General features: G+C 61.9%; 18 protein-coding genes. 11 read left to right on the forward strand and 7 right to left on the reverse strand.

From position 1 onward, the window contains the following. Window positions 1-17: 17 nt before the first annotated feature. The 3 genes from rsmB to def form a co-directional block, all read right to left on the reverse strand. Window positions 18-1,328 (reverse strand): 16S rRNA (cytosine(967)-C(5))-methyltransferase RsmB, encoded by a 1,311-nt coding sequence (rsmB, locus tag DNK50_RS03430; RefSeq protein WP_112192830.1) that lies wholly within the window; start codon window positions 1,326-1,328, stop codon window positions 18-20. Continuing rightward, window positions 1,325-2,278, reverse strand: coding sequence for a methionyl-tRNA formyltransferase (gene fmt / locus DNK50_RS03435; protein WP_112192831.1), 954 nt, complete (start codon window positions 2,276-2,278; stop codon window positions 1,325-1,327). Before fmt ends, rsmB begins: the two co-directional genes overlap by 4 nt. Before the next feature lie 69 nt (window positions 2,279-2,347). Beyond that, window positions 2,348-2,854, reverse strand: coding sequence for a peptide deformylase (gene def / locus DNK50_RS03440; protein ID WP_099586151.1), 507 nt, complete (start codon window positions 2,852-2,854; stop codon window positions 2,348-2,350). Window positions 2,855-2,989: 135 nt separating this feature from the next. Here def and DNK50_RS03445 point away from each other — a divergent pair, with 135 nt between their 5' ends. The 3 genes from DNK50_RS03445 (at window position 2,990) to DNK50_RS03455 (ending at window position 5,527) form a co-directional block, all read left to right on the forward strand. Beyond that, the gene (locus tag DNK50_RS03445) at window positions 2,990-3,757 is read left to right on the forward strand and encodes a peptidoglycan-binding protein (RefSeq protein WP_112192832.1); all 768 of its coding nucleotides are present in this window, start codon (window positions 2,990-2,992) and stop codon (window positions 3,755-3,757) included. Between the two features lie 63 nt (window positions 3,758-3,820). Continuing rightward, window positions 3,821-4,915: a DNA-processing protein DprA gene (gene dprA / locus DNK50_RS03450; protein WP_112192833.1), complete on the forward strand. Its 1,095-nt coding sequence runs from the start codon at window positions 3,821-3,823 to the stop codon at window positions 4,913-4,915. Between the two features lie 54 nt (window positions 4,916-4,969). Next, window positions 4,970-5,527: an L-threonylcarbamoyladenylate synthase gene (locus tag DNK50_RS03455; protein WP_099586154.1), complete on the forward strand. Its 558-nt coding sequence runs from the start codon at window positions 4,970-4,972 to the stop codon at window positions 5,525-5,527. Between the two features lie 99 nt (window positions 5,528-5,626). Here the strand turns inward: DNK50_RS03455 and DNK50_RS03460 are convergent, their stop codons facing one another. Next, window positions 5,627-6,604, reverse strand: coding sequence for a quinone oxidoreductase (locus DNK50_RS03460; protein WP_112192834.1), 978 nt, complete (start codon window positions 6,602-6,604; stop codon window positions 5,627-5,629). A 159-nt stretch (window positions 6,605-6,763) separates the two neighbouring features. Here DNK50_RS03460 and hemF point away from each other — a divergent pair, with 159 nt between their 5' ends. Together hemF and aroE are read left to right on the forward strand one after the other, a co-directional pair. Continuing rightward, window positions 6,764-7,696 carry an oxygen-dependent coproporphyrinogen oxidase gene (hemF, locus tag DNK50_RS03465; RefSeq protein WP_099586156.1) on the forward strand — a complete coding sequence of 311 codons (933 nt, stop codon included), beginning with the start codon at window positions 6,764-6,766 and terminating at the stop codon, window positions 7,694-7,696. After that, complete coding sequence (aroE, locus tag DNK50_RS03470; RefSeq protein ID WP_112192835.1) at window positions 7,696-8,514, forward strand: shikimate dehydrogenase; 819 nt, start codon at window positions 7,696-7,698, stop codon at window positions 8,512-8,514. The genes hemF and aroE overlap by 1 nt, the downstream gene beginning before the upstream one ends. 16 nt (window positions 8,515-8,530) lie before the next feature. On the opposite strand, the gene DNK50_RS03475 is transcribed toward aroE, so the two are convergent. The 3 genes from DNK50_RS03475 to betC form a co-directional block, all read right to left on the reverse strand. Continuing rightward, the gene (locus DNK50_RS03475; protein ID WP_099586158.1) at window positions 8,531-10,099 is read right to left on the reverse strand and encodes a SulP family inorganic anion transporter; all 1,569 of its coding nucleotides are present in this window, start codon (window positions 10,097-10,099) and stop codon (window positions 8,531-8,533) included. A 288-nt stretch (window positions 10,100-10,387) separates the two neighbouring features. Next, window positions 10,388-11,302, reverse strand: coding sequence for a choline ABC transporter substrate-binding protein (gene choX, locus DNK50_RS03480; protein WP_112192836.1), 915 nt, complete (start codon window positions 11,300-11,302; stop codon window positions 10,388-10,390). Between the two features lie 16 nt (window positions 11,303-11,318). Further along, the gene (gene betC / locus DNK50_RS03485; RefSeq protein WP_112192837.1) at window positions 11,319-12,833 is read right to left on the reverse strand and encodes a choline-sulfatase; all 1,515 of its coding nucleotides are present in this window, start codon (window positions 12,831-12,833) and stop codon (window positions 11,319-11,321) included. Window positions 12,834-12,936: 103 nt separating this feature from the next. Here betC and DNK50_RS03490 point away from each other — a divergent pair, with 103 nt between their 5' ends. The 6 genes from DNK50_RS03490 to DNK50_RS03515 all read left to right on the forward strand — a co-directional run bounded on the left by DNK50_RS03490 (window position 12,937) and on the right by DNK50_RS03515 (window position 18,542). Continuing rightward, window positions 12,937-13,887 carry a LysR family transcriptional regulator gene (locus DNK50_RS03490; protein ID WP_099586161.1) on the forward strand — a complete coding sequence of 317 codons (951 nt, stop codon included), beginning with the start codon at window positions 12,937-12,939 and terminating at the stop codon, window positions 13,885-13,887. A 31-nt stretch (window positions 13,888-13,918) separates the two neighbouring features. Then, window positions 13,919-14,248 (forward strand): DOPA 4,5-dioxygenase family protein, encoded by a 330-nt coding sequence (locus DNK50_RS03495; RefSeq protein WP_099586162.1) that lies wholly within the window; start codon window positions 13,919-13,921, stop codon window positions 14,246-14,248. 96 nt (window positions 14,249-14,344) lie between these two features. Next, the gene (locus DNK50_RS03500) at window positions 14,345-15,304 is read left to right on the forward strand and encodes a 2-dehydro-3-deoxygalactonokinase (RefSeq protein WP_112192838.1); all 960 of its coding nucleotides are present in this window, start codon (window positions 14,345-14,347) and stop codon (window positions 15,302-15,304) included. Between the two features lies 1 nt (window position 15,305). After that, a complete protein-coding gene (locus DNK50_RS03505) occupies window positions 15,306-15,926 on the forward strand; it encodes a 2-dehydro-3-deoxy-6-phosphogalactonate aldolase (RefSeq protein ID WP_112192839.1) in 621 nt (206 codons plus the stop codon). Window positions 15,927-15,974: 48 nt separating this feature from the next. Next, the gene (gene dgoD, locus DNK50_RS03510) at window positions 15,975-17,123 is read left to right on the forward strand and encodes a galactonate dehydratase (protein WP_099586165.1); all 1,149 of its coding nucleotides are present in this window, start codon (window positions 15,975-15,977) and stop codon (window positions 17,121-17,123) included. 114 nt (window positions 17,124-17,237) lie between these two features. Next, window positions 17,238-18,542 (forward strand): MFS transporter, encoded by a 1,305-nt coding sequence (locus DNK50_RS03515; RefSeq protein WP_112192840.1) that lies wholly within the window; start codon window positions 17,238-17,240, stop codon window positions 18,540-18,542. Window positions 18,543-18,555 lie beyond the last annotated feature (13 nt).

Raw genomic sequence — 18,555 nt, forward strand, 5'->3', positions numbered from 1 at the left:
ACTCCCTCAAAAACCATTCAGCCGCGTGCGGCGGCAATCTTGATCAGTTTGGCGTAGTAGAAGCCGTCGTGTCCGCCTTCTTGCGCGAGCAATTGGCGACCGTGCGGCTGCTTGATGCCAGCCGTCGTGGCGAGGTCCAGCTCCCGGGCGCCGCTGGTGCGGGCGAGGAAGGCTTCGATCACCTCGGTGTTTTCGGTAGGCAAGGTGGAGCAGGTGGCGTAGAGCAGGATGCCGCCGACGTCCAGGGTTGGCCACATGGCGTCCAGCAGCTCACCTTGCAGGGTGGCCAGGGCGACGATGTCGTCGGGTTGGCGGGTGAGCTTGATGTCCGGGTGGCGGCGGATCACGCCGGTGGCCGAGCATGGCGCGTCGAGCAGGATGCGCTGGAATGGTTTGCCGTCCCACCAGGTGGCGGTGTCACGGCCATCGGCGGCGATCAGGTCGGCACTCAGGCCCAGGCGTGCGAGGTTTTCTCGTACGCGCACCAGGCGCTTGGCTTCCAGGTCGACAGCGACGACACCGGCCAGGTCTTTTTCGACTTCCAGGATGTGACAGGTCTTGCCGCCCGGGGCGCAGCAGGCGTCGAGCACGCGTTGGCCGGGCGCCAGGTCGAGCAAATCGGCAGCCAATTGCGCGGCTTCGTCCTGCACGCTGATCCAACCCTCGGCAAAACCCGGCAGGCTGCGCACGTCAGTGGCGGCTTCAAGCACAATGCCATCGACGCTGTACACGCACGGCGTGGCGTTGATGCCCGCGTCGGTGAGCAATTGCAGGTAGGCGTCACGCGCGTGATGACGACGGTTGACCCGCAAAATCATCGGTGGATGCGCATTGTTGGCTGCGCAAATGGTTTCCCACTGCTCGGGCCAGAACGCCTTCAGGGATTTTTGCAGCCAGCGCGGGTGGGCGGTACGCACCACCGGGTCATGTTCCAGCTCGGCCAGCAGCGCTTCGCTTTCGCGCTGGGCGCGGCGCAGTACGGCATTGAGCAAGGCCTTGGCCCAGGGTTTTTTCAGCTTGTCGGCGCAACCGACGGTTTCACCGATGGCGGCATGGGCCGGCACGCGGGTGTAGAGCAACTGATAAAGCCCCACCAGCAGCAGCGCTTCGACGTCAGCATCGGCCGCCTTGAATGGCTTTTGCAGCAGCTTGGCCGCCAGCGCCGACAAGCGCGGCTGCCAACGGGCGGTGCCAAAAGCCAGGTCCTGGGTAAAGCCGCGATCGCGGTCCTCGACCTTATCCAACTGCGTCGGCAGTGAACTGTTCAGCGAAGCCTTGCCGTTGAGTACGGCGGCGAGAGCCTTGGCGGCGGCCAGACGTGGGTTCATTGCGCGGCCACCCCAAGTACGGTGCCCAGGGAAAACTTCTCACGGCGGCTGTTGAACAAATCGCTGAAATTCAGCGCCTTGCCGCCGGGCAATTGCAGACGGGTCAGGCACAGGGCCTGCTCGCCACAGGCGACCAACAGGCCGTCTTTGCTGGCGCCAATGATTTCACCGGGGGTGCCTTTGCCGTCTGCTAACGTGGCGGCCAACACTTTCAAGGCTTCGCCATTGAGGGTGCTGTGGCAGACCGGCCACGGGTTGAAGGCACGCACCAGGCGCTCCAGCTCCACGGCCGGGCGGCTCCAGTCGATGCGTGCTTCGTCTTTGTTCAATTTGTGGGCGTAGGTGGCCAGGTTGTCGTCCTGCACTTCGCCTTCCAGGGTGCCGGCAGCGAGGCCAGCGATTGCTTGGATCACGGCGGGCGGGCCCATTTCGGCCAGGCGGTCGTGCAGGCTGCCGCCAGTGTCCGCGGCGGTGATCGGCGTCACCACTTTGAGCAGCATCGGGCCGGTGTCCAAACCCGCCTCCATGCGCATCACGGTTACACCGCTTTGAGCATCACCGGCTTGCACCGCGCGCTGGATTGGCGCCGCACCGCGCCAGCGTGGCAGCAGTGAGGCATGACTGTTGATGCAGCCCAGGCGCGGGATATCCAGCACCACTTGCGGCAGGATCAAGCCGTAAGCCACCACCACCAGCAGGTCAGGCTTGAGCGCAGCCAGCTCGGCCTGTGCCTCGGCGTTGCGCAGGGTCGGCGGCTGCAGCACAGCAATGTTGTGCTCCAGCGCCAACTGCTTGACCGGGCTCGGCATCAGTTTTTGCCCGCGACCGGCCGGGCGATCCGGCTGGGTATACACCGCAATGACATCGTAAGGGCTGGCAAGCAGCGCCTTGAGGTGTTCGGCGGCGAATTCGGGGGTGCCAGCAAAAACAATGCGCAGTGGCTCGGTCATGGGAGGTCTCGGTTAAAAGCAGTCACAAAAGAAAAAGGCTTGCCGCAGCAAGCCTTTGGAAGGAGGGCATCAAGCTTGCTGGCGATGCTTTTTTTCCAGCTTCTTCTTGATCCGATCACGCTTGAGCGTGGACAGGTAATCGACAAACAGCTTGCCGTTGAGGTGGTCGCATTCGTGTTGGATGCACACCGCCAGCAGGCCTTCGGCAATCAGCTCGAACGGCTTGCCGTCGCGGTCCAGGGCCTTGATCTTGACGCGCAGCGGGCGCTCGACGTTCTCGTAGAACTCCGGCACCGACAGGCAGCCTTCCTGGTATTCGCCCATCTCTTCGGTCAGCGGTTCGAACTCTGGGTTGATGTACACCATCGGTTCGCTGCGGTCTTCCGACAGGTCCATGACCACGATGCGCTGATGCACGTTGACCTGGGTGGCGGCGAGGCCGATACCCGGGGCTTCATACATTGTTTCAAACATGTCATCGACCAACTGACGAACCTTGTCGTCCACTACGGCCACCGGTTTGGCGATCGTGCGCAGGCGCGAGTCGGGGAATTCGAGGATGTTCAAAATAGCCATAAGCGTAATTGCTGCACATGTGAGGTAAAGGCAAATCGGCGGTGGGATGGACCCATACGGCCGGTGTGAAGGGCTCGAAAGCCGCGAAGGCTCTGGCATTTCACGCGAACGCACATAATAAAGGAGATTCACCCCATGAGGAAATCGCTACTCGTCTTGCTGCTGTGGGTTCCGTTTGCCGCAGCCCTGGTTCCCCAACCTGGCCCGCGTCTGGATCTACCGACGCAACAGGCCATCCAGCGCTTTTTATTGCACAACCGCATTCTGGATACGCCCCGGGATCTGGACACAGCGCCTTACATTGTCGCGGCCGAGGCCGGGCGCGTGCTGGGCACCCAGGGCGAGCGTGTGCACGCCAGGGGCGACCTGGACCCGGCCCAGCCGAGCTATGGGATCTTTCGCCGAGGCAAGGTCTACACCGACCCCCAGACCCAGGAATTGCTGGGTATCAATGCCGATGACATCGGTACTGCTCGTTTTGTGATGGCGGGGGACCTCAGCACTCTCGCCGTGCAACGGGCCACCCAGGAGGTGCGTCCTGGGGACCGTCTGCTCCGCGCGCAATTGCCCACGGCGCTGGAGCCTCAGAAATCAGCGCCTTTCATTGAAGGAAAAATCATCGATATCCCGAGGGGCGTGACCCAGATCGGCGTGCTGGACGCCGTCACCCTGAACAAGGGTCGGCGCGACGGGCTGGTCGAGGGCCAATTGCTGGCCGTCATCAAAACCGGCACCACCGTTCGTGACCCGCTAACCGGCGCCCCGACGAAGCTACCCGATGAGCGCGCCGGCACGCTGCTGGTGTTCCGCACCTACGAAAAACTCAGTTATGGCCTGGTTCTCAACGCCTCGCGCCCACTGGCCGTGATGGACCGTTTCGAGACTGCTGAGCAAACGCAATAAATAGCCTGCTAAATAAGTTACCAACAGAGTTATCCACAGCTTGTTCCGGTCAAGGATGATCAGATGTTTCCGATAAACAGCAGTGAAATTTCCCCGTCAGAGCTGGAAGCCCGGCTACGCTTGCACCGGCTGCCGGAGGTAGGGCCGAAGCGTTTCAGGTTGTTGATCGAAGCGTTCGGCAGCGCTTCAAAGGCTATCAGTGCACCGGCCAGTGCCTGGCGTGCGCTGGGGTTGCCCCCCGTCAGCGCCGACGCCCGGCGCAGTCCGCAAATCCGTGACGGCGCCAGTCAAGCATTGGCCTGGTTAGGGCGCCCGGCCCAGCATTTGCTGATGTGGGACCAACCGGAGTACCCCGCTCTGCTCGCCCAGATCGACGATGCGCCACCGCTGTTATTCGTCGCTGGCGACCCTTCAATCCTCGAAAAACCGCAACTGGCGATGGTCGGCAGCCGGCGCGCGTCGCGCCCTGGCATGGACACTGCCGCGGCGTTTTCTCGCAGTTTGGCCAGTGCTGGTTTTGTCATCACCAGTGGCCTTGCGTTGGGTATCGATGGCGCGGCGCATCAAGCGGCATTGGATGTGGGTGGACATACCATCGGCGTGCTTGGCACGGGCCTGGAAAATTTTTATCCACAGCGCCACCGACGGCTCGCCGAGGCGATGATTGCCCAAGGCAGTGCCGTGGTGTCCGAGTTCCCGCTGGATGCCGGGCCCCAGGCGAACAACTTTCCCCGGCGCAATCGCATCATCAGTGGCCTGTCGTTGGGCGTACTGGTGGTGGAGGCCAGCGTGGCCAGTGGCTCGCTGATCACCGCGAAGCTGGCCGCCGAGCAGGGCCGTGAGGTGTACGCGATCCCTGGCTCCATCCATCACCCTGGGGCCAAGGGTTGTCATCAGTTGATCCGCGAAGGTGCGACGCTGGTGGAAACCATCGAGCACATCCTTGAAGGCTTGCGGGGCTGGCAGGCATTGTCGCGCCCCACGCCGATGCCGGTGACCCATCCGTTGGTGGCGTTGCTGCACGCGGCACCTCACACCAGCGAAGCCCTGGCGATTGCCAGCGGCCGGCCTTTGTCCCAGGTGCTGGCGACCCTCACCGAGTTGGAACTGGAAGGCCTGGTCATCTGCGAAAGCGGGCGCTGGCTTGCACGCTGCTAGGTTTTGTAACGAAGATCGGTAAACTGCGCAGAGCTTTAGTCCGGAGAGTAAACAATGGTCAACAGGTGGCGTGTGCTGGAAGCCGCACGAGAAATTCGCGCAGGCGCGGTGATTGCCTATCCAACCGAGGCGGTCTGGGGCCTGGGTTGCGACCCTTGGAACGAAGAAGCGGTGGACCGGCTGCTGGCGATCAAGAATCGCTCGGTGGACAAGGGCCTGATCCTGGTTGCCGACAATATCCGTCAGTTCGACTTCCTGTTCGAAGACTTCCCGGATACCTGGATCGACCGCATGGCCAGCACCTGGCCTGGGCCGAATACCTGGTTGGTGCCGCATCAGGATTTACTGCCGCAATGGGTTACCGGTGTGCATGACACCGTGGCGCTGCGGGTCAGCGATCACCCCTTGGTGCGTGATTTATGCGCGCAGGTGGGGCCGTTGATTTCCACCTCGGCCAACCCGCAAGGCCGCCCGGCTGCCCGCACGCGGATTCGTGTGGAGCAGTATTTCCGTGGCCAGGTTGACTTGGTGTTGGGTGGCGCCTTGGGCGGGCGCAAGAACCCCAGCCTGATTCGCAACCTGGCTACGGGTGAGGTGGTGCGGCCTTCCTGAGACCGCGTCGAATCGTTGAACCGCCCCTCCCACATTTGAGCCGTGTCCTTCAGGACAACACGGTCAACTGTGGGAGGGGGCTTGCCCCCGATGGGGCCCTCAAGGCAGCAAAATGGTCGACCCCGTGGTACGCCGCCCCGACAACTCCGTCTGCGCCTTCGCCGCCTCCGCCAGCGAATACCGCTGGTTGATATCAATGCGCACCTTGCCGCTTTGAATCATCGAAAACAGATCCTTCGCCATCGTCTGCAAGTTCGTCGGGTTGTTGGCGTAGGTCGCCAAGGTCGGCCGGGTGACGTACAGCGAGCCTTTGGTCGACAGTATCCCCAGGTTCACGCCATCCACCGCGCCCGACGCATTCCCGAAGCTCACCACCAATCCACGTGGCGCCACGCTGTCCAGGGACGTCAGCCACGTATCCTTGCCGACGCCGTCGTACACCACCGGGACCTTTTTGCCGTCGGTCAATTCCAGCACGCGCTTTGCCACGTCTTCCTTGCTGTAATCAATGGTTTCCCAGGCGCCGAGGGATTTGGCCAAAGCGGCCTTTTCTGGCGAACTCACGGTACCGATCAACTTCACGCCCAGCGCCTTGGCCCATTGGCAGGCCAGGGAGCCCACACCCCCGGCAGCGGCGTGGAACAGGATGGTTTCGCCGCCCTTCAGTTCAAAGGTCTGGCGCAGCAGGTACTGCACGGTCAGACCTTTAAGCATGGCCCCGGCGGCTTGTTCGAAGCTGATATCGTCCGGCAGGTGCACCAGGTTGGCGGCGGGCAATACGTGCAGTTCGCTGTAGGCACCAAGCGGGCCGCTGCCATAGGCCACGCGGTCGCCGACCTTGAATTGGCTGACTTCGCTGCCAACGGCGTCAACCACGCCGGCGCCTTCTGCACCCAGGCTGGACGGCAAGGCAGGCGGCGCATACAGGCCGCTGCGGAAATAGGTGTCGATGAAGTTCAGGCCAATGGCCTCGTTACGCACCCGAACCTGCTGCGGGCCCGGCTCCGCCGGCGTGTAGTCGACATATTCAAGTACATCGGGGCCGCCATGGGCGCTGAACTGGATACGTTTTGCCATCTGCCTTCTCCTTGGTTCGAACTCGCGTAGCCGCCTATCGAACTCCTAAGCTTGATCTTCGTCAACTGCGAGGGCATAGGGTGCGGTGTTATCCTGTGCGCCCATTTGCCGCCGACGCCCAATGGCCTCGCGTAGCTTTGCCCGATTCAAGGTGATGCCATGACTACCCGCACCGAGGCTGTAAAGGCCTATCTGCTTGACCTGCAAGACCGCATTTGCAGCGCCCTGGAAACCTTCGAGACGGACACTCGCTTTATCGAAGACGCCTGGACCCGGCCTGCCGGCGGCGGCGGTCGCACCCGTGTGATCGAAAACGGCGCGGTGATCGAAAAAGGCGGCGTTAACTTTTCCCACGTCTTCGGCAGCGGCCTCCCACCCTCCGCCAGCGCACACCGCCCTGAACTGGCCGGTCGCGGCTTTGAAGCCCTCGGCGTGTCGCTGGTGATCCACCCGCACAACCCCCATGTGCCGACGTCCCACGCCAACGTGCGCTTTTTCATCGCCGAAAAAGAGGGCGAAGAGCCGGTGTGGTGGTTCGGCGGCGGCTTTGACCTCACCCCGTATTACGGCAACGAAGAAGACTGCATCCACTGGCACCGCGTGGCCGAGCAGGCCTGTGCGCCGTTCGGGCCGGACGTGTACTCGCGCTACAAGGCCTGGTGCGATACCTATTTCCACATCAAGCACCGCAACGAGCCCCGTGGCATCGGCGGGCTGTTTTTCGATGACTTGAACGAGTGGGACTTCGACACCTGCTTCGCCTTCATCCGCGCCATCGGCGATGCCTATATCGATGCCTATCTGCCGATCGTGCAGCGCCGCAAGGCCACGGCCTATACCGAGCAGCAGCGCCAGTTCCAGGAATTCCGGCGTGGCCGCTATGTTGAATTCAACCTGGTCTACGACCGTGGCACGCTGTTCGGCCTGCAATCGGGCGGGCGTACCGAGTCGATCCTGATGTCGTTGCCGCCGCAAGTGCGCTGGGGCTATGACTGGAAAGCCGAGGCCGGCAGCGAAGAAGCGCGCCTCACCGATTACTTCCTGCAAGACCGCGACTGGCTCGGCCTTGCCGCGCCTAAGGCGACCGTCTGATGGATCGTTATGTCGTATTCGGCAACCCCATCGGCCACAGCAAGTCGCCGCTGATTCACCGCATGTTCGCCGAGCAGACCGGCGAACAATTGGACTACAGCACCTTGCTTGCTCCCCTGGAGGATTTCACCGGGTGTGCCCGTGAGTTTTTCCTGCAAGGGCGTGGCGCCAACGTCACTGTACCGTTCAAGGAAGACGCCTACCGCCTGGCCAACAACCTCACCCAACGCGCCCAACGCGCCGGGGCGGTGAACACGCTGAGCAAGTTGGCCGATGGCACGCTGCTGGGTGATAACACCGACGGCGCCGGCCTGGTGCGCGACCTGACGGTCAACGCCGGGTTGAGCCTGCAAGGCAAACGCATCCTGTTGCTGGGTGCCGGTGGCGCGGTACGCGGGGTGTTGGAGCCGTTGCTGGCCGAGCGGCCTGCTTCCTTGATCATCGCCAACCGCACCGTGGCAAAGGCCGAGTTGCTCGCTGAACTGTTCGACGACTTGGGCCCGGTGTCTGCCAGTGGTTTCGACTGGCTGCGTGAGCCGGTGGACGTGATCATCAATGCCACGTCTGCCAGTCTGTCAGGCGATGTACCGCCCATTGCCGGCAGCCTGATCGAACCGGGTAAGACCTTTTGCTACGACATGATGTACGCCAAGGAGCCGACCGCGTTTTGCCGTTGGGCGTCCGAGCAAGATGCTGCGGTGGCGATGGATGGCCTGGGCATGCTGGTTGAGCAGGCGGCCGAAGCGTTTTTCCTGTGGCGCGGTGTGCGCCCGGATTCGGCGCCGGTGTTGGCTGAGCTGCGCCGTCAGTTGGCCTGATACATTTGAACTGCGTTCAGTTCTCGAAATGGAGGGGGCATTTGTCGGCCCCTTCCAGCTTCTTCAGTTCTTCCACTACCTGCGGCCGCGCCCCGCGCAATGTCAGGCTACGCCCCAGCCCCTTCAATCGCCGGGCCTCCTGGTGCAGCATCTCCACCCCGGAATAGTCGATAAAGTTGATCTGCTGCGCTTCGATCACCACCCGCTCGCCCTGCAAACGTTGCAGGCGCACTTGCAGGTAGTGGCTGGCGCCGAAAAAGATCGAGCCGCCGACGCGCAATACGTCGTCGCGACCGTCGCGCCATTGCTGAACCCGTGGCTGCGACGTGCGTTTGAGATAGAAAAACAGTGACGCCAGCACCCCCGCATAGATCGCCGTTTGCAACTCCAGCAGCAAGGTCGCGACAAAGGTCAGGCTCATCACCACAAACTCGGCGCGGCTGACCCGGAACAATGCGCGAATCCCGCGATGATCCACCAGACCCCAGCAAATCAGCAGGATGCTCGCCGCCATGCTCGGGATCGGAATATGCGCGATCAGCGCAGCGCCAAACAACGCAAACAGCGCCACCCACAACGCGGAAAACATCCCGGCCAACGGCGAGCAGGCACCCGCCTCATAGCTGAGGCCCGAGCGGGTAAAGGACCCGGCCGACAAGTAGCCGGAGAAAAATCCGCCGATGATATTGGACAAACCCTGCGCGCGAACTTCCTGATTCGCGTCAAGCAACTGTTGCGAACGTGCCGACAACGAGCGGGCAATCGACAGGCTGGTCACCAGCCCCAGCATGCCCACCGCCACGGCGCTGGGCAGCAGGCGCAGGATCATGTCCAGGTCCAACGGTAACGGGCTGAACGGCGGCAGTTTGCCGATAAACGAACTGACCAATGCCACATGCCCGAACATCGCCGGCCACAGCCATGCGGCGACGCTGCTTAAGGCCAGTGCGATCAACAGTGTCGGCCAGCGCGGCACCAGGTACTTGAGCACTGCGCCCACCAGCAATGTACTCAAGCCCAGGGCGAGCGAGGCGTGGTCCCATTGGCCGCCATGCTCGATCAACGCCAGCAGGCTATTGATCGCCGTGGCCTGGCTCGGCAAGTCCAGCCCCAGCAGATTGGGCAGCTGACCGAGCGCGATCACGACGGCGGCGCCCAAGGTGAAGCCCAGCACTACCGAATGAGAGACAAAGTTCACCAGCGCGCCAAAGCGCAGCATGCCCAGCAACCACTGGAACACCCCCGCGAGGAACGTCAACAACAGGATCAAGGTGATGTAGTCCTGTGAGCCCGGTACGGCCAGTGGACTGACACTGGCATACAGCACGATGGAAATCGCCGCCGTAGGGCCGCAGATCAGATGCCAGGACGAGCCCCACAGGCAGGCGATCAGCACCGGAATGATGGCGGCATACAGGCCGTACTCCGGTGGGAGACCGGCGATCAGCGCGTAGGCAATCGACTGCGGCAGGGCAAGCACGGCGCCACTGAGGCCCACCAGCGCATCCCGGCCGACACTGGCACGGGTTTGGCGTGGGAGCCAGCTGAGGAAGGGGAACAGTGTGTGGCGGTTGGGCCGTGGCATCAGAGGCTCGGATTTAAAGGGTTAAACCAGAATAACATTGGGCTGCACGTAGATACCGTCTAGAGCCTCACCGGGCAAGCGCAAGCTTCGGATCGTAGCAGCTGTCGAGCCTTGGCGAGGCTGCGTAGCGGACGTATTGACACCCCGCGATCTGCGGGGCGCCAACGCAGCCTCGCTTGCGCTCGACAGCTGCTACAAGGCGAAATGTGCGCTTGCCCGGTGAGGGTGAAGACGGTATCTACGACCCGAAACTTGAAGACGGGATCTACAGGGGAAAGCGGGCAGGCGTTAGAGTTTGGCTTTGACTGCGGCCAATGCATCCTGGCCATCCACGGTTTTAACCCCATCAAGCCACTTGTCCAACACAGCCGGATTGGCCTTGATCCACGCCTTCGCAGCCTCGGCATTGCTGACCTTGTTGTTGGCCACCTCGGCCATGATGCTGTTCTCCATTTCCTGGGTAAAACTCAAGTTGGTCAGCAGTTTTCCTACGTTCGGGCAGGCCTGTGCATAACCCTTGCGGGTCAGGGTGTACACGCTGCCTGTGTCACCAAAGTACTTTTCCCCGCCTTTGAGGTAGTGCATTTTCAACTGCACGTTCATTGGGTGCGGGGTCCAGCCGAGGAAGGTGACGAAGCGTTGTTTTTTCACCGCCCGTGACACTTCAGCCAGCATCGCCTGTTCGCTGGACTCGATCAGTTTCCATTGGCCGAGCTCGAAGTCGTTCTTCTTGATGATTTCCTGCAACGAGATATTTGCCGGCGCGCCGGAGCCGATGCCGTAGATCTTCTTGTCGAACTTGTCGGCGAATTTGTTCAGGTCGGCAAAGTCATGCACACCCGCGTCCCACACGTAATCCGGCACGGCGAGGGTGAACTCGGTGCCGTCGAGGTTTTTTGCCAGTTGCACCACATCGCCGTTGGCCACGAACTTGTCGTAAAACCCCTGCTGCGCGGGCATCCAGTTGCCCATGAAGACATCCACCTGGCCTTCCTTGAGCCCGCCAAAGGTAATCGGCACCGCGAGGGTGTCGACCTTGGGTTTGTAGCCCATGCCCGTCAGCAGAAAACCGGTGATGGCGTTGGTGGCCGCGATATCGCTCCAGCCTGGATCGGCCATTTTCACGGTTTCACAGCTGGTGTCTGCATACACATTGGCGCTGCCCAGCACCAGCATGCCCACTATCACAGATAACTTTTGCATGGCCTTCCCTCTGTATTTATTGGTTTTGGCAGGGTTGTGGATAACGTGCCTTGCGCTCCAGGTCATCGAGGTCGATATGGTTGCGCATGTACTGCTGACTGGCGTCTACCAGTGGCTGGTGATCCCAGCTCTTCAGCTTGCCTTGGGTCAGCGCCTCGAATACCAGGCGCCGACGGCGTTGGCTGGCGAGCACCTGCTGGTGGATCGCCGGGATGTCCCATTTGGCCCGCGCTTCACTTAAAAACGCCTCGAACAGTGACCGATGCAGCGGTGACTGGCTGAGATCTTCCTGCTCGTGCGGGTCGTTGTGCACATCGAACAGCAGGCAGGGATCGTCTTCGCTGTAGATGAATTTATAGGCGCCCCGGCGAATCATCATCAGCGGGCTGATGGTGCCTTCGGCCATGTACTCGCCAAACACTTCGTCGTGCCCGCCCTGCCCTTGCAAGTGCGGGACCAGTGAGCGGCCATCCAGTGGCAGGTGTGGGTCGAGTTCGCCGCCGGCCAGTTCCACCAGGGTCGGCAGCAGGTCGGCGGTGGACACCGCGAGGGAAACGCGGCCCGCCGCAAACTGCCCCGGTGCACAGACCAGCAGCGGCACGCGGGCGGCCATTTCAAACCAGTGCATTTTGTACCAGAGGCCGCGCTCGCCGAGCATGTCGCCGTGGTCACCGGAGAACACGATGATGGTGTCGTCGGCCAGGCCGGTGTCTTGCAGGGTTTGCAGCAGCTTGCCGACATTGCTGTCGATGTAGCTGCAGGCACCGAAGTAAGCCCGGCGCGCATCCCGGATCTTATCCACAGGCAGCGGCTTGTCCCATAGGTCGTAGACCTTGAGCAGGCGTTGGGAATGCGGGTCGAGATCAGCTTGCGCGGGTGTTGCAGGCAACGGGATGTCGTTGTCGTCGTACAGATCCCAGAATGGCTTGGGAATCGTGTACGGGTCGTGGGGATGGGTCATCGACACGGTCAGGCAGAACGGCTGGTCGCCGTCTTCACGAATATGGTCGAACAGGTACTGTTGAGCCTTGAACACCACCTCTTCGTCGAAATCCAGCTGATTGGTGCGCACGCAGGGACCGGCTTGCAGTACCGAGGACATATTGTGATACCAACTGGGGCGCACGTCCGGCTCATCCCAGTTCACCGCCCAGCCGTAGTCAGCGGGGTAGATGTCGCTGGTCAGGCGTTCTTCATAGCCGTGCAACTGGTCCGGCCCGCAGAAGTGCATCTTGCCCGACAGCGCCGTGCGGTAGCCGAGGCGACGCAGGTAGTGGGCATAAGTCGGTACATCGGCGGGCAAATCCGCCGCATTGTCGTAGGCGCCGATCTTGCTCGGCAACTGGCCGCTGACCAAGGTAAAGCGCGACGGCGCGCACAGTGGACTATTGCAATAGGCAGCGTCGAACACCACGCCTTGTTCGGCGAGGCGGCTGAGATTTGGCAGCTTGATCGGGGAAGATCCGTAGAACGGCAGCATCGGCGCGGCCATTTGATCGGCCATGATGAAAAGAATGTTCTTGCGCTTCATGGGTTCTCGGCATTCCATAGGCGGTGTTTATGCGAATGAGCATGCGGCCCATTGAAAATGGGGTAAAGCCCATAAAAAGCAATGTCTAGGATAAGCACAGCTTATGTATGAGTCCCTGGGTGACCTGTCTCTCGACCTGCTGCGCGCATTTGAAGCGGCGGCACGCCATCGCAGTTTTACCGCCGCCGCGATGGAGCTGGGCACCACCCAGCCCGCGATCAGCCAGCAGATCAAGCGCCTCGAAGAACAGCTGGCGGTGCGCCTGTTTGATCGCATCTATCGCGGTATCGAACTGACGGACGCCGGCGCCCTGCTGTTCGAGCACGTGCAAGGTGGCCTGCAGAGCATCAATCAGGGCCTCAGCGCCATCACCCAGCAGGACCAGCACGAAGTGCTGCAAGTGGCCACCGACTTCGCCTTCGCCGCCTACTGGCTGATGCCGCGCCTGCACCGCTTCCACCAGGCCAATCCTCAGGTCGATGTGAGCCTGGTGACCAGTGAACGCAACCACGCGACCCTGCGCAGCGACATTGACGTGGCGGTGCTGTTTGGCGACGGCCGCTTCAAGCAGGGCGACAGCCTGTGGCTGTTCAATGAGGAAGTGTTCCCGGTGTGCAGCCCGCAGTGGCTCAAGGCGCAGCCCGCACCACTGACCCTGCAGAACTTGCACGATGTGCCGCTGCTGCACCTGCGCCAGGAAAACAACAGCCAGTGGTTCGACTGGAGCGGCGTGTTCCGCGAGCTGGGCATCACCGCAGCGCCCACCCCCGGCCAGCTGCGTTTCGACAACTACACCCTGCTGATCCAGGCGGCGATTGCCGGCCAGGGCGTCGCCATTGGCTGGCGCCATTTGGTGGATAACCTGCTGGAGCAGAACTGGCTGTGCCGACCGATCAGCGACACCGTGATCTCACGTTTCGGCTACTACGTGGTACAGCCCCAGCGCAAACGTCGCGGGCAGTTGGTCGAGCGTTTTGTCGAGTGGCTGGTGGCCGAGCAGGCCAGCAGCGCGCAGTCGTTGACCGGGCTGGCTCTGCCGTCGATTGCGGTCTAGGATTTGGCGCATATTGGATCCGGAGTCCGTCATGCAACGTATCAAGGGCTATCACGCCCATATCTACTTTGACGCAAACACCCTTGAGCAGGCGCGCACCCTGTGCGAAGACGCTGCCAAACTTTTCCCGCTGCGCATGGGGCGTGTGCACGAAAAGCCCGTCGGCCCGCACCCGGACTGGAGTTGCCAATTGGCATTCGACGCCGAATACATCGGCGTCGTGCTGCCGTGGCTGGTGATCCATCGCGACGGCTTGGTGGTGTTCCTGCACCCGGATACCGGCGACGATTTAAAGGATCACACCGACTACGCGATCTGGATGGGCGCCATGCGTGACCTGAACTTGTCAGCCTTTTCTTAAATTTTGTCCCTGAATGTGGGATTGATATTTATATATTGAGACTTTCTCGCCCATAGGTTTATATTCGCCGCATCCGCTCTGAACTCAGGTGAAGCGATGCAGGCGCAATTGATCGCGCTCGATTGGGGGACCAGCTCCCTTCGTGCTTACAAACTCGGCCCCGCTGGCGTGGTGTTGGAACAACGCTCGCTGGCGTCGGGCATCATGCATTTGCCCAGTGAGCCCCGGGACATCGCCGGCGTTCGTTGCAGTGACGGTTTTGAATTGGCCTTCGACGCGGCCTGCGGTGACTGGCTCGACGCCCAACCCGGCTTGCCGGTGATTGCTTGCGGTATGGTCGGCAGCGCCCAAGGCTGGAGCGAAGCGGCTTATCGCAATACTCCGGTCGATGTCGCCAGCCTCGGCCAGGCTCTGCATACGGTGCGCAGCTTGCGCGGTGTCGATGTGCACATCGTGCCGGGTGTGATCGAGCAGGTCGGTTTGCCCAATGTGATGCGCGGCGAAGAAACCCAAGTGCTGGGCGTGCTGCAGGGTTTGGGCGCTGAAGTGTTGATTGGCCTGCCGGGCAGCCACTCCAAGTGGGTCGAGGTCGTCGATGGCCGTATCACTCACTTCGATACGTTCATGACCGGTGAAGTCTTCGCCGTGCTGAGCAAGCACAGCATCCTCGGCCGCACCCAAAAGACCCCCGAAGCCTTCCAGGCCGACGCCTTTGACCGCGGCGTGCACGTGGCGTTGTCCCAAGACGGCCAGCGCGGCGTGCTGTCGACCTTGTTCAGCGCCCGCACCCTGGGGCTCACCAAGGAACTCGCTGGCGACCAGCAGCCCGATTATCTGTCTGGCCTGTTGATCGGCCACGAACTCGCCGGCCTGCCGGCCAGTGCCCGCAAGACCCCCATCATCCTAGTGGGCGCCGCGCCGCTGTGCGCCCGCTATCAACGCGCCCTCGCCCTTTGTGGTTTCGCCCACGTCAGCCTGGCGCAGGAAGCCACCGAGCGCGGCCTGTGGCAACTGGCCGTGGCGGCCGGGCTGGTTCAACCTGTATCGGAGGCCTGACATGCTCAAGCAAGCACTCGCACAAAACGGTTTGATCGCAATCCTGCGCGGTCTGCGCCCGGATGAAGCCCAGGCGGTCGGCCAGGTGTTGTATGACGCCGGTTTCCGCGTGATCGAAGTCCCGCTGAATTCGCCGGACCCGTACACCAGCATCCGCACCCTGCGCGACAGCCTGCCCGCCGATTGCCTGATCGGTGCCGGCACGGTGTTGACGCCCGAGCAGGTCGGGCAGGTCAAAGCGGCTGGCGGCCAAGTGATCGTCATGCCCCACAGCGATGCCAAGGTGTTGCGCGCCGCCAAAGCGGCGGGCCTTTACCTGTCGCCGGGTGTGGCCACGCCGACCGAAGCCTTTGCGGCCCTCGCCGAAGGCGCCGACGTGTTGAAGTTGTTCCCAGCCGAGCAAATGGGCCCGGCGGTGATCAAGGCGTGGTTGGCGGTACTGCCGGCGGGCACGCTGCTGTTGCCGGTAGGCGGCATTACCCCGGACAACATGCAGGTGTTTACCGACGCCGGCGCCAAGGGGTTCGGGCTGGGTTCCGGGTTGTTCAAGCCGGGTATGACAGTGGATCAGGTAGCGAGCCGTGCCCAGGCTTATGTCGCCGCCTGGAAAGCCCTGAGCTGATATCAAGTTCCGCGCCCACAGGCGCCGCATCTATAAGAGAGATAACAGATGAAAATCACCAAACTGACGACCTATATCGTCCCGCCGCGCTGGTGCTTCCTCAAGGTCGAGACCGACCAGGGCGTGACCGGCTGGGGTGAGCCCGTGGTCGAAGGCCGCGCACACACCGTGGCGGCTGCCGTTGAAGAATTGTCCGACTACCTGATCGGCAAAGACCCACGCAATATCGAAGACATCTGGACCGTGCTCTATCGCGGCGGCTTCTACCGTGGCGGCGCCGTGCACATGAGCGCCCTCGCCGGTATCGACCAGGCGCTGTGGGACATCAAGGGCAAGGCCCTCGGTGTATCCGTCAGCGACCTGCTGGGCGGCCAGGTGCGCGACAAGATCCGCGTGTACTCGTGGATCGGCGGCGACCGTCCGGCCGACACCGCTCGCGCTGCCAAAGAGGCCGTGGCTCGCGGTTTTACCGCCGTGAAAATGAACGGCACCGAAGAATTGCAGTTCGTCGACAGCTTCGAAAAAGTCGACCTTGCCTTGGCCAACGTGGCGGCCGTGCGAGATGCGGTCGGCCCTAACGTGGGTATCGGCGTCGACTTCCATGGCCGGGTGCACAAGCCCATGGCCAAGGTCCTGATGAAAGAACTGGACCCGTACAAACTGATGTTTATCGAAGAACCGGTGCTCAGCGAAAACTACGAAGCGCTCAAGGAACTCGCACCGCTGACCAGCACGCCGATTGCCCTGGGCGAGCGCCTGTTCTCACGGTGGGACTTCAAGCGCGTGCTCAGCGAAGGCTACGTCGACATCATCCAGCCGGACGCCTCCCACGCCGGCGGCATCACCGAAACCCGCAAGATCGCCAACATGGCCGAAGCCTACGACGTGGCCCTGGCCCTGCACTGCCCGCTGGGCCCGATCGCCCTGGCGGCTTGCCTGCAACTGGACGCGGTTTGCTACAACGCGTTTATCCAGGAGCAAAGCCTGGGCATTCACTACAACGAGAGCAACGACTTGCTCGACTACGTGCGTGATCCAGGGGTGTTCGACTACGACAAGGGTTTCGTGAAGATCCCCAACGGGCCGGGCCTGGGCATTGAGATCAACGAGGAATACGTGATCGAACGCGCGGCTATCGGCCACCGCTGGCGCAACCCGATCTGGCGCCATGCCGACGGCAGCTTTGCCGAGTGGTGATTTCTGCCTGAAAGAACAGGGGTCAAAAAATGTGGGAGGGGCTTGCCCCCTCCCACACTTGATCCGGTTTTTTCAGAAGGCCCACCTCAATAAACATAAGAAGAGGCAACCCCCATGCACCCTGAATCCCTCACCGGACAGGCGTCTTTAGTCACGCCTACCCGAAAGCGCTACTTCATCATGGTGTTGCTGTTTATCACCGTGGTTATCAACTACCTCGATCGCAGCAACCTGTCGATTGCCGCGCCGGCGTTGACCAGTGAGTTGGGGATCGACCCGGTGCACGTCGGCCTGATTTTCTCCGCGTTCGGCTGGACCTACGCTGCCATGCAGATCCCCGGCGGTTGGCTGGTGGACCGCGTGCCGCCGCGCATCCTCTACACCGCCGCCTTGCTGTTGTGGTCCATCGCGACCGTGATGCTCGGTTTCGCCGCCAGCTTCATTGCGCTGTTTGTACTGCGCATGGCCGTGGGTGCGCTGGAAGCCCCGGCCTACCCGATCAACAGCCGCGTGGTCACCACCTGGTTCCCTGAGCGCGAGCGCGCGACGGCGATCGGTTTCTACACCTCCGGGCAGTTTGTCGGGCTGGCGTTCCTCACGCCCGTACTGGCCTGGCTGCAACACTATTACGGCTGGCACATGGTGTTTGTCGTCACCGGTGGCGTCGGTATTTTGTGGGCGGCGATCTGGTACGCGGTGTACCGCGAGCCAAAGGACTTCAAAGGCGCCAACGAGGCTGAAATCCAACTGATCCGCGACGGTGGTGGCCTGGTGGATATGCAGGCGCAAACCGTCAAGGCGCCGTTCAGCTGGGTCGACCTGGGCATCGTGCTGAGCAAGCGCAAACTCTGGGGTATCTACCTGGGGCAGTTCTGCCTCAACTCTACCCTATGGTTCTTCCTGACCTGGTTCCCAACCTACCTGGTGAAATATCGCGGCATGGACTTCATCAAGTCCGGTTTGCTGGCATCGCTGCCGTTCCTGGCTGCGTTCGTGGGTGTGCTGTGCTCGGGGATTTTTTCCGACTGGCTGATTCGCCGGGGTGCGTCGGTAGGCTTTGCGCGTAAGTTGCCGATCATTGGCGGGTTGTTGATTTCCACGGCGATCATCGGTGCCAACTATGTGGACTCAACCGCATGGGTGATCGCGTTCCTGGCGGTGGCGTTCTTTGGTAACGGCCTGGCGTCGATTACCTGGTCACTGGTATCGACCCTGGCACCGGCACGGTTGCTGGGCCTGACGGGGGGCGTGTTCAACTTCATCGGCAACCTGTCCGCGATTGCCACGCCGATCGTGATTGGTTTTCTGGCCAGCGGCGATTCGTTCGCGCCAGCGATTACCTATATTGCGGTGCTGGCGTTGCTTGGGGCGTTGTCCTACATCCTGCTGGTGGGCAAGGTCGAACGGATCCAGTTGTAAAAGAAGGGCGACC

The sequence above is a fragment of the Pseudomonas sp. LG1E9 genome (assembly GCF_003290225.1).
GTDB classification, from domain to species: Bacteria; Pseudomonadota; Gammaproteobacteria; order Pseudomonadales; family Pseudomonadaceae; genus Aquipseudomonas; species Aquipseudomonas cyclaminis.

What these genes read in the sequence shown, in the direction of transcription:
- rsmB (WP_112192830.1), bottom strand. Translation starts at nt 1,328, where the DNA reads ATGAACCCACGTCTGGCCGCCGCCAAGGCTCTCGCCGCCGTACTCAAC.
- fmt (WP_112192831.1), bottom strand. Translation starts at nt 2,278, where the DNA reads ATGACCGAGCCACTGCGCATTGTTTTTGCTGGCACCCCCGAATTCGCC.
- def (WP_099586151.1), bottom strand. Translation starts at nt 2,854, where the DNA reads ATGGCTATTTTGAACATCCTCGAATTCCCCGACTCGCGCCTGCGCACG.
- DNK50_RS03445 (WP_112192832.1), top strand. Translation starts at nt 2,990, where the DNA reads ATGAGGAAATCGCTACTCGTCTTGCTGCTGTGGGTTCCGTTTGCCGCA.
- dprA (WP_112192833.1), top strand. Translation starts at nt 3,821, where the DNA reads ATGTTTCCGATAAACAGCAGTGAAATTTCCCCGTCAGAGCTGGAAGCC.
- DNK50_RS03455 (WP_099586154.1), top strand. Translation starts at nt 4,970, where the DNA reads ATGGTCAACAGGTGGCGTGTGCTGGAAGCCGCACGAGAAATTCGCGCA.
- DNK50_RS03460 (WP_112192834.1), bottom strand. Translation starts at nt 6,604, where the DNA reads ATGGCAAAACGTATCCAGTTCAGCGCCCATGGCGGCCCCGATGTACTT.
- hemF (WP_099586156.1), top strand. Translation starts at nt 6,764, where the DNA reads ATGACTACCCGCACCGAGGCTGTAAAGGCCTATCTGCTTGACCTGCAA.
- aroE (WP_112192835.1), top strand. Translation starts at nt 7,696, where the DNA reads ATGGATCGTTATGTCGTATTCGGCAACCCCATCGGCCACAGCAAGTCG.
- DNK50_RS03475 (WP_099586158.1), bottom strand. Translation starts at nt 10,099, where the DNA reads ATGCCACGGCCCAACCGCCACACACTGTTCCCCTTCCTCAGCTGGCTC.
- choX (WP_112192836.1), bottom strand. Translation starts at nt 11,302, where the DNA reads ATGCAAAAGTTATCTGTGATAGTGGGCATGCTGGTGCTGGGCAGCGCC.
- betC (WP_112192837.1), bottom strand. Translation starts at nt 12,833, where the DNA reads ATGAAGCGCAAGAACATTCTTTTCATCATGGCCGATCAAATGGCCGCG.
- DNK50_RS03490 (WP_099586161.1), top strand. Translation starts at nt 12,937, where the DNA reads ATGTATGAGTCCCTGGGTGACCTGTCTCTCGACCTGCTGCGCGCATTT.
- DNK50_RS03495 (WP_099586162.1), top strand. Translation starts at nt 13,919, where the DNA reads ATGCAACGTATCAAGGGCTATCACGCCCATATCTACTTTGACGCAAAC.
- DNK50_RS03500 (WP_112192838.1), top strand. Translation starts at nt 14,345, where the DNA reads ATGCAGGCGCAATTGATCGCGCTCGATTGGGGGACCAGCTCCCTTCGT.
- DNK50_RS03505 (WP_112192839.1), top strand. Translation starts at nt 15,306, where the DNA reads ATGCTCAAGCAAGCACTCGCACAAAACGGTTTGATCGCAATCCTGCGC.
- dgoD (WP_099586165.1), top strand. Translation starts at nt 15,975, where the DNA reads ATGAAAATCACCAAACTGACGACCTATATCGTCCCGCCGCGCTGGTGC.
- DNK50_RS03515 (WP_112192840.1), top strand. Translation starts at nt 17,238, where the DNA reads ATGCACCCTGAATCCCTCACCGGACAGGCGTCTTTAGTCACGCCTACC.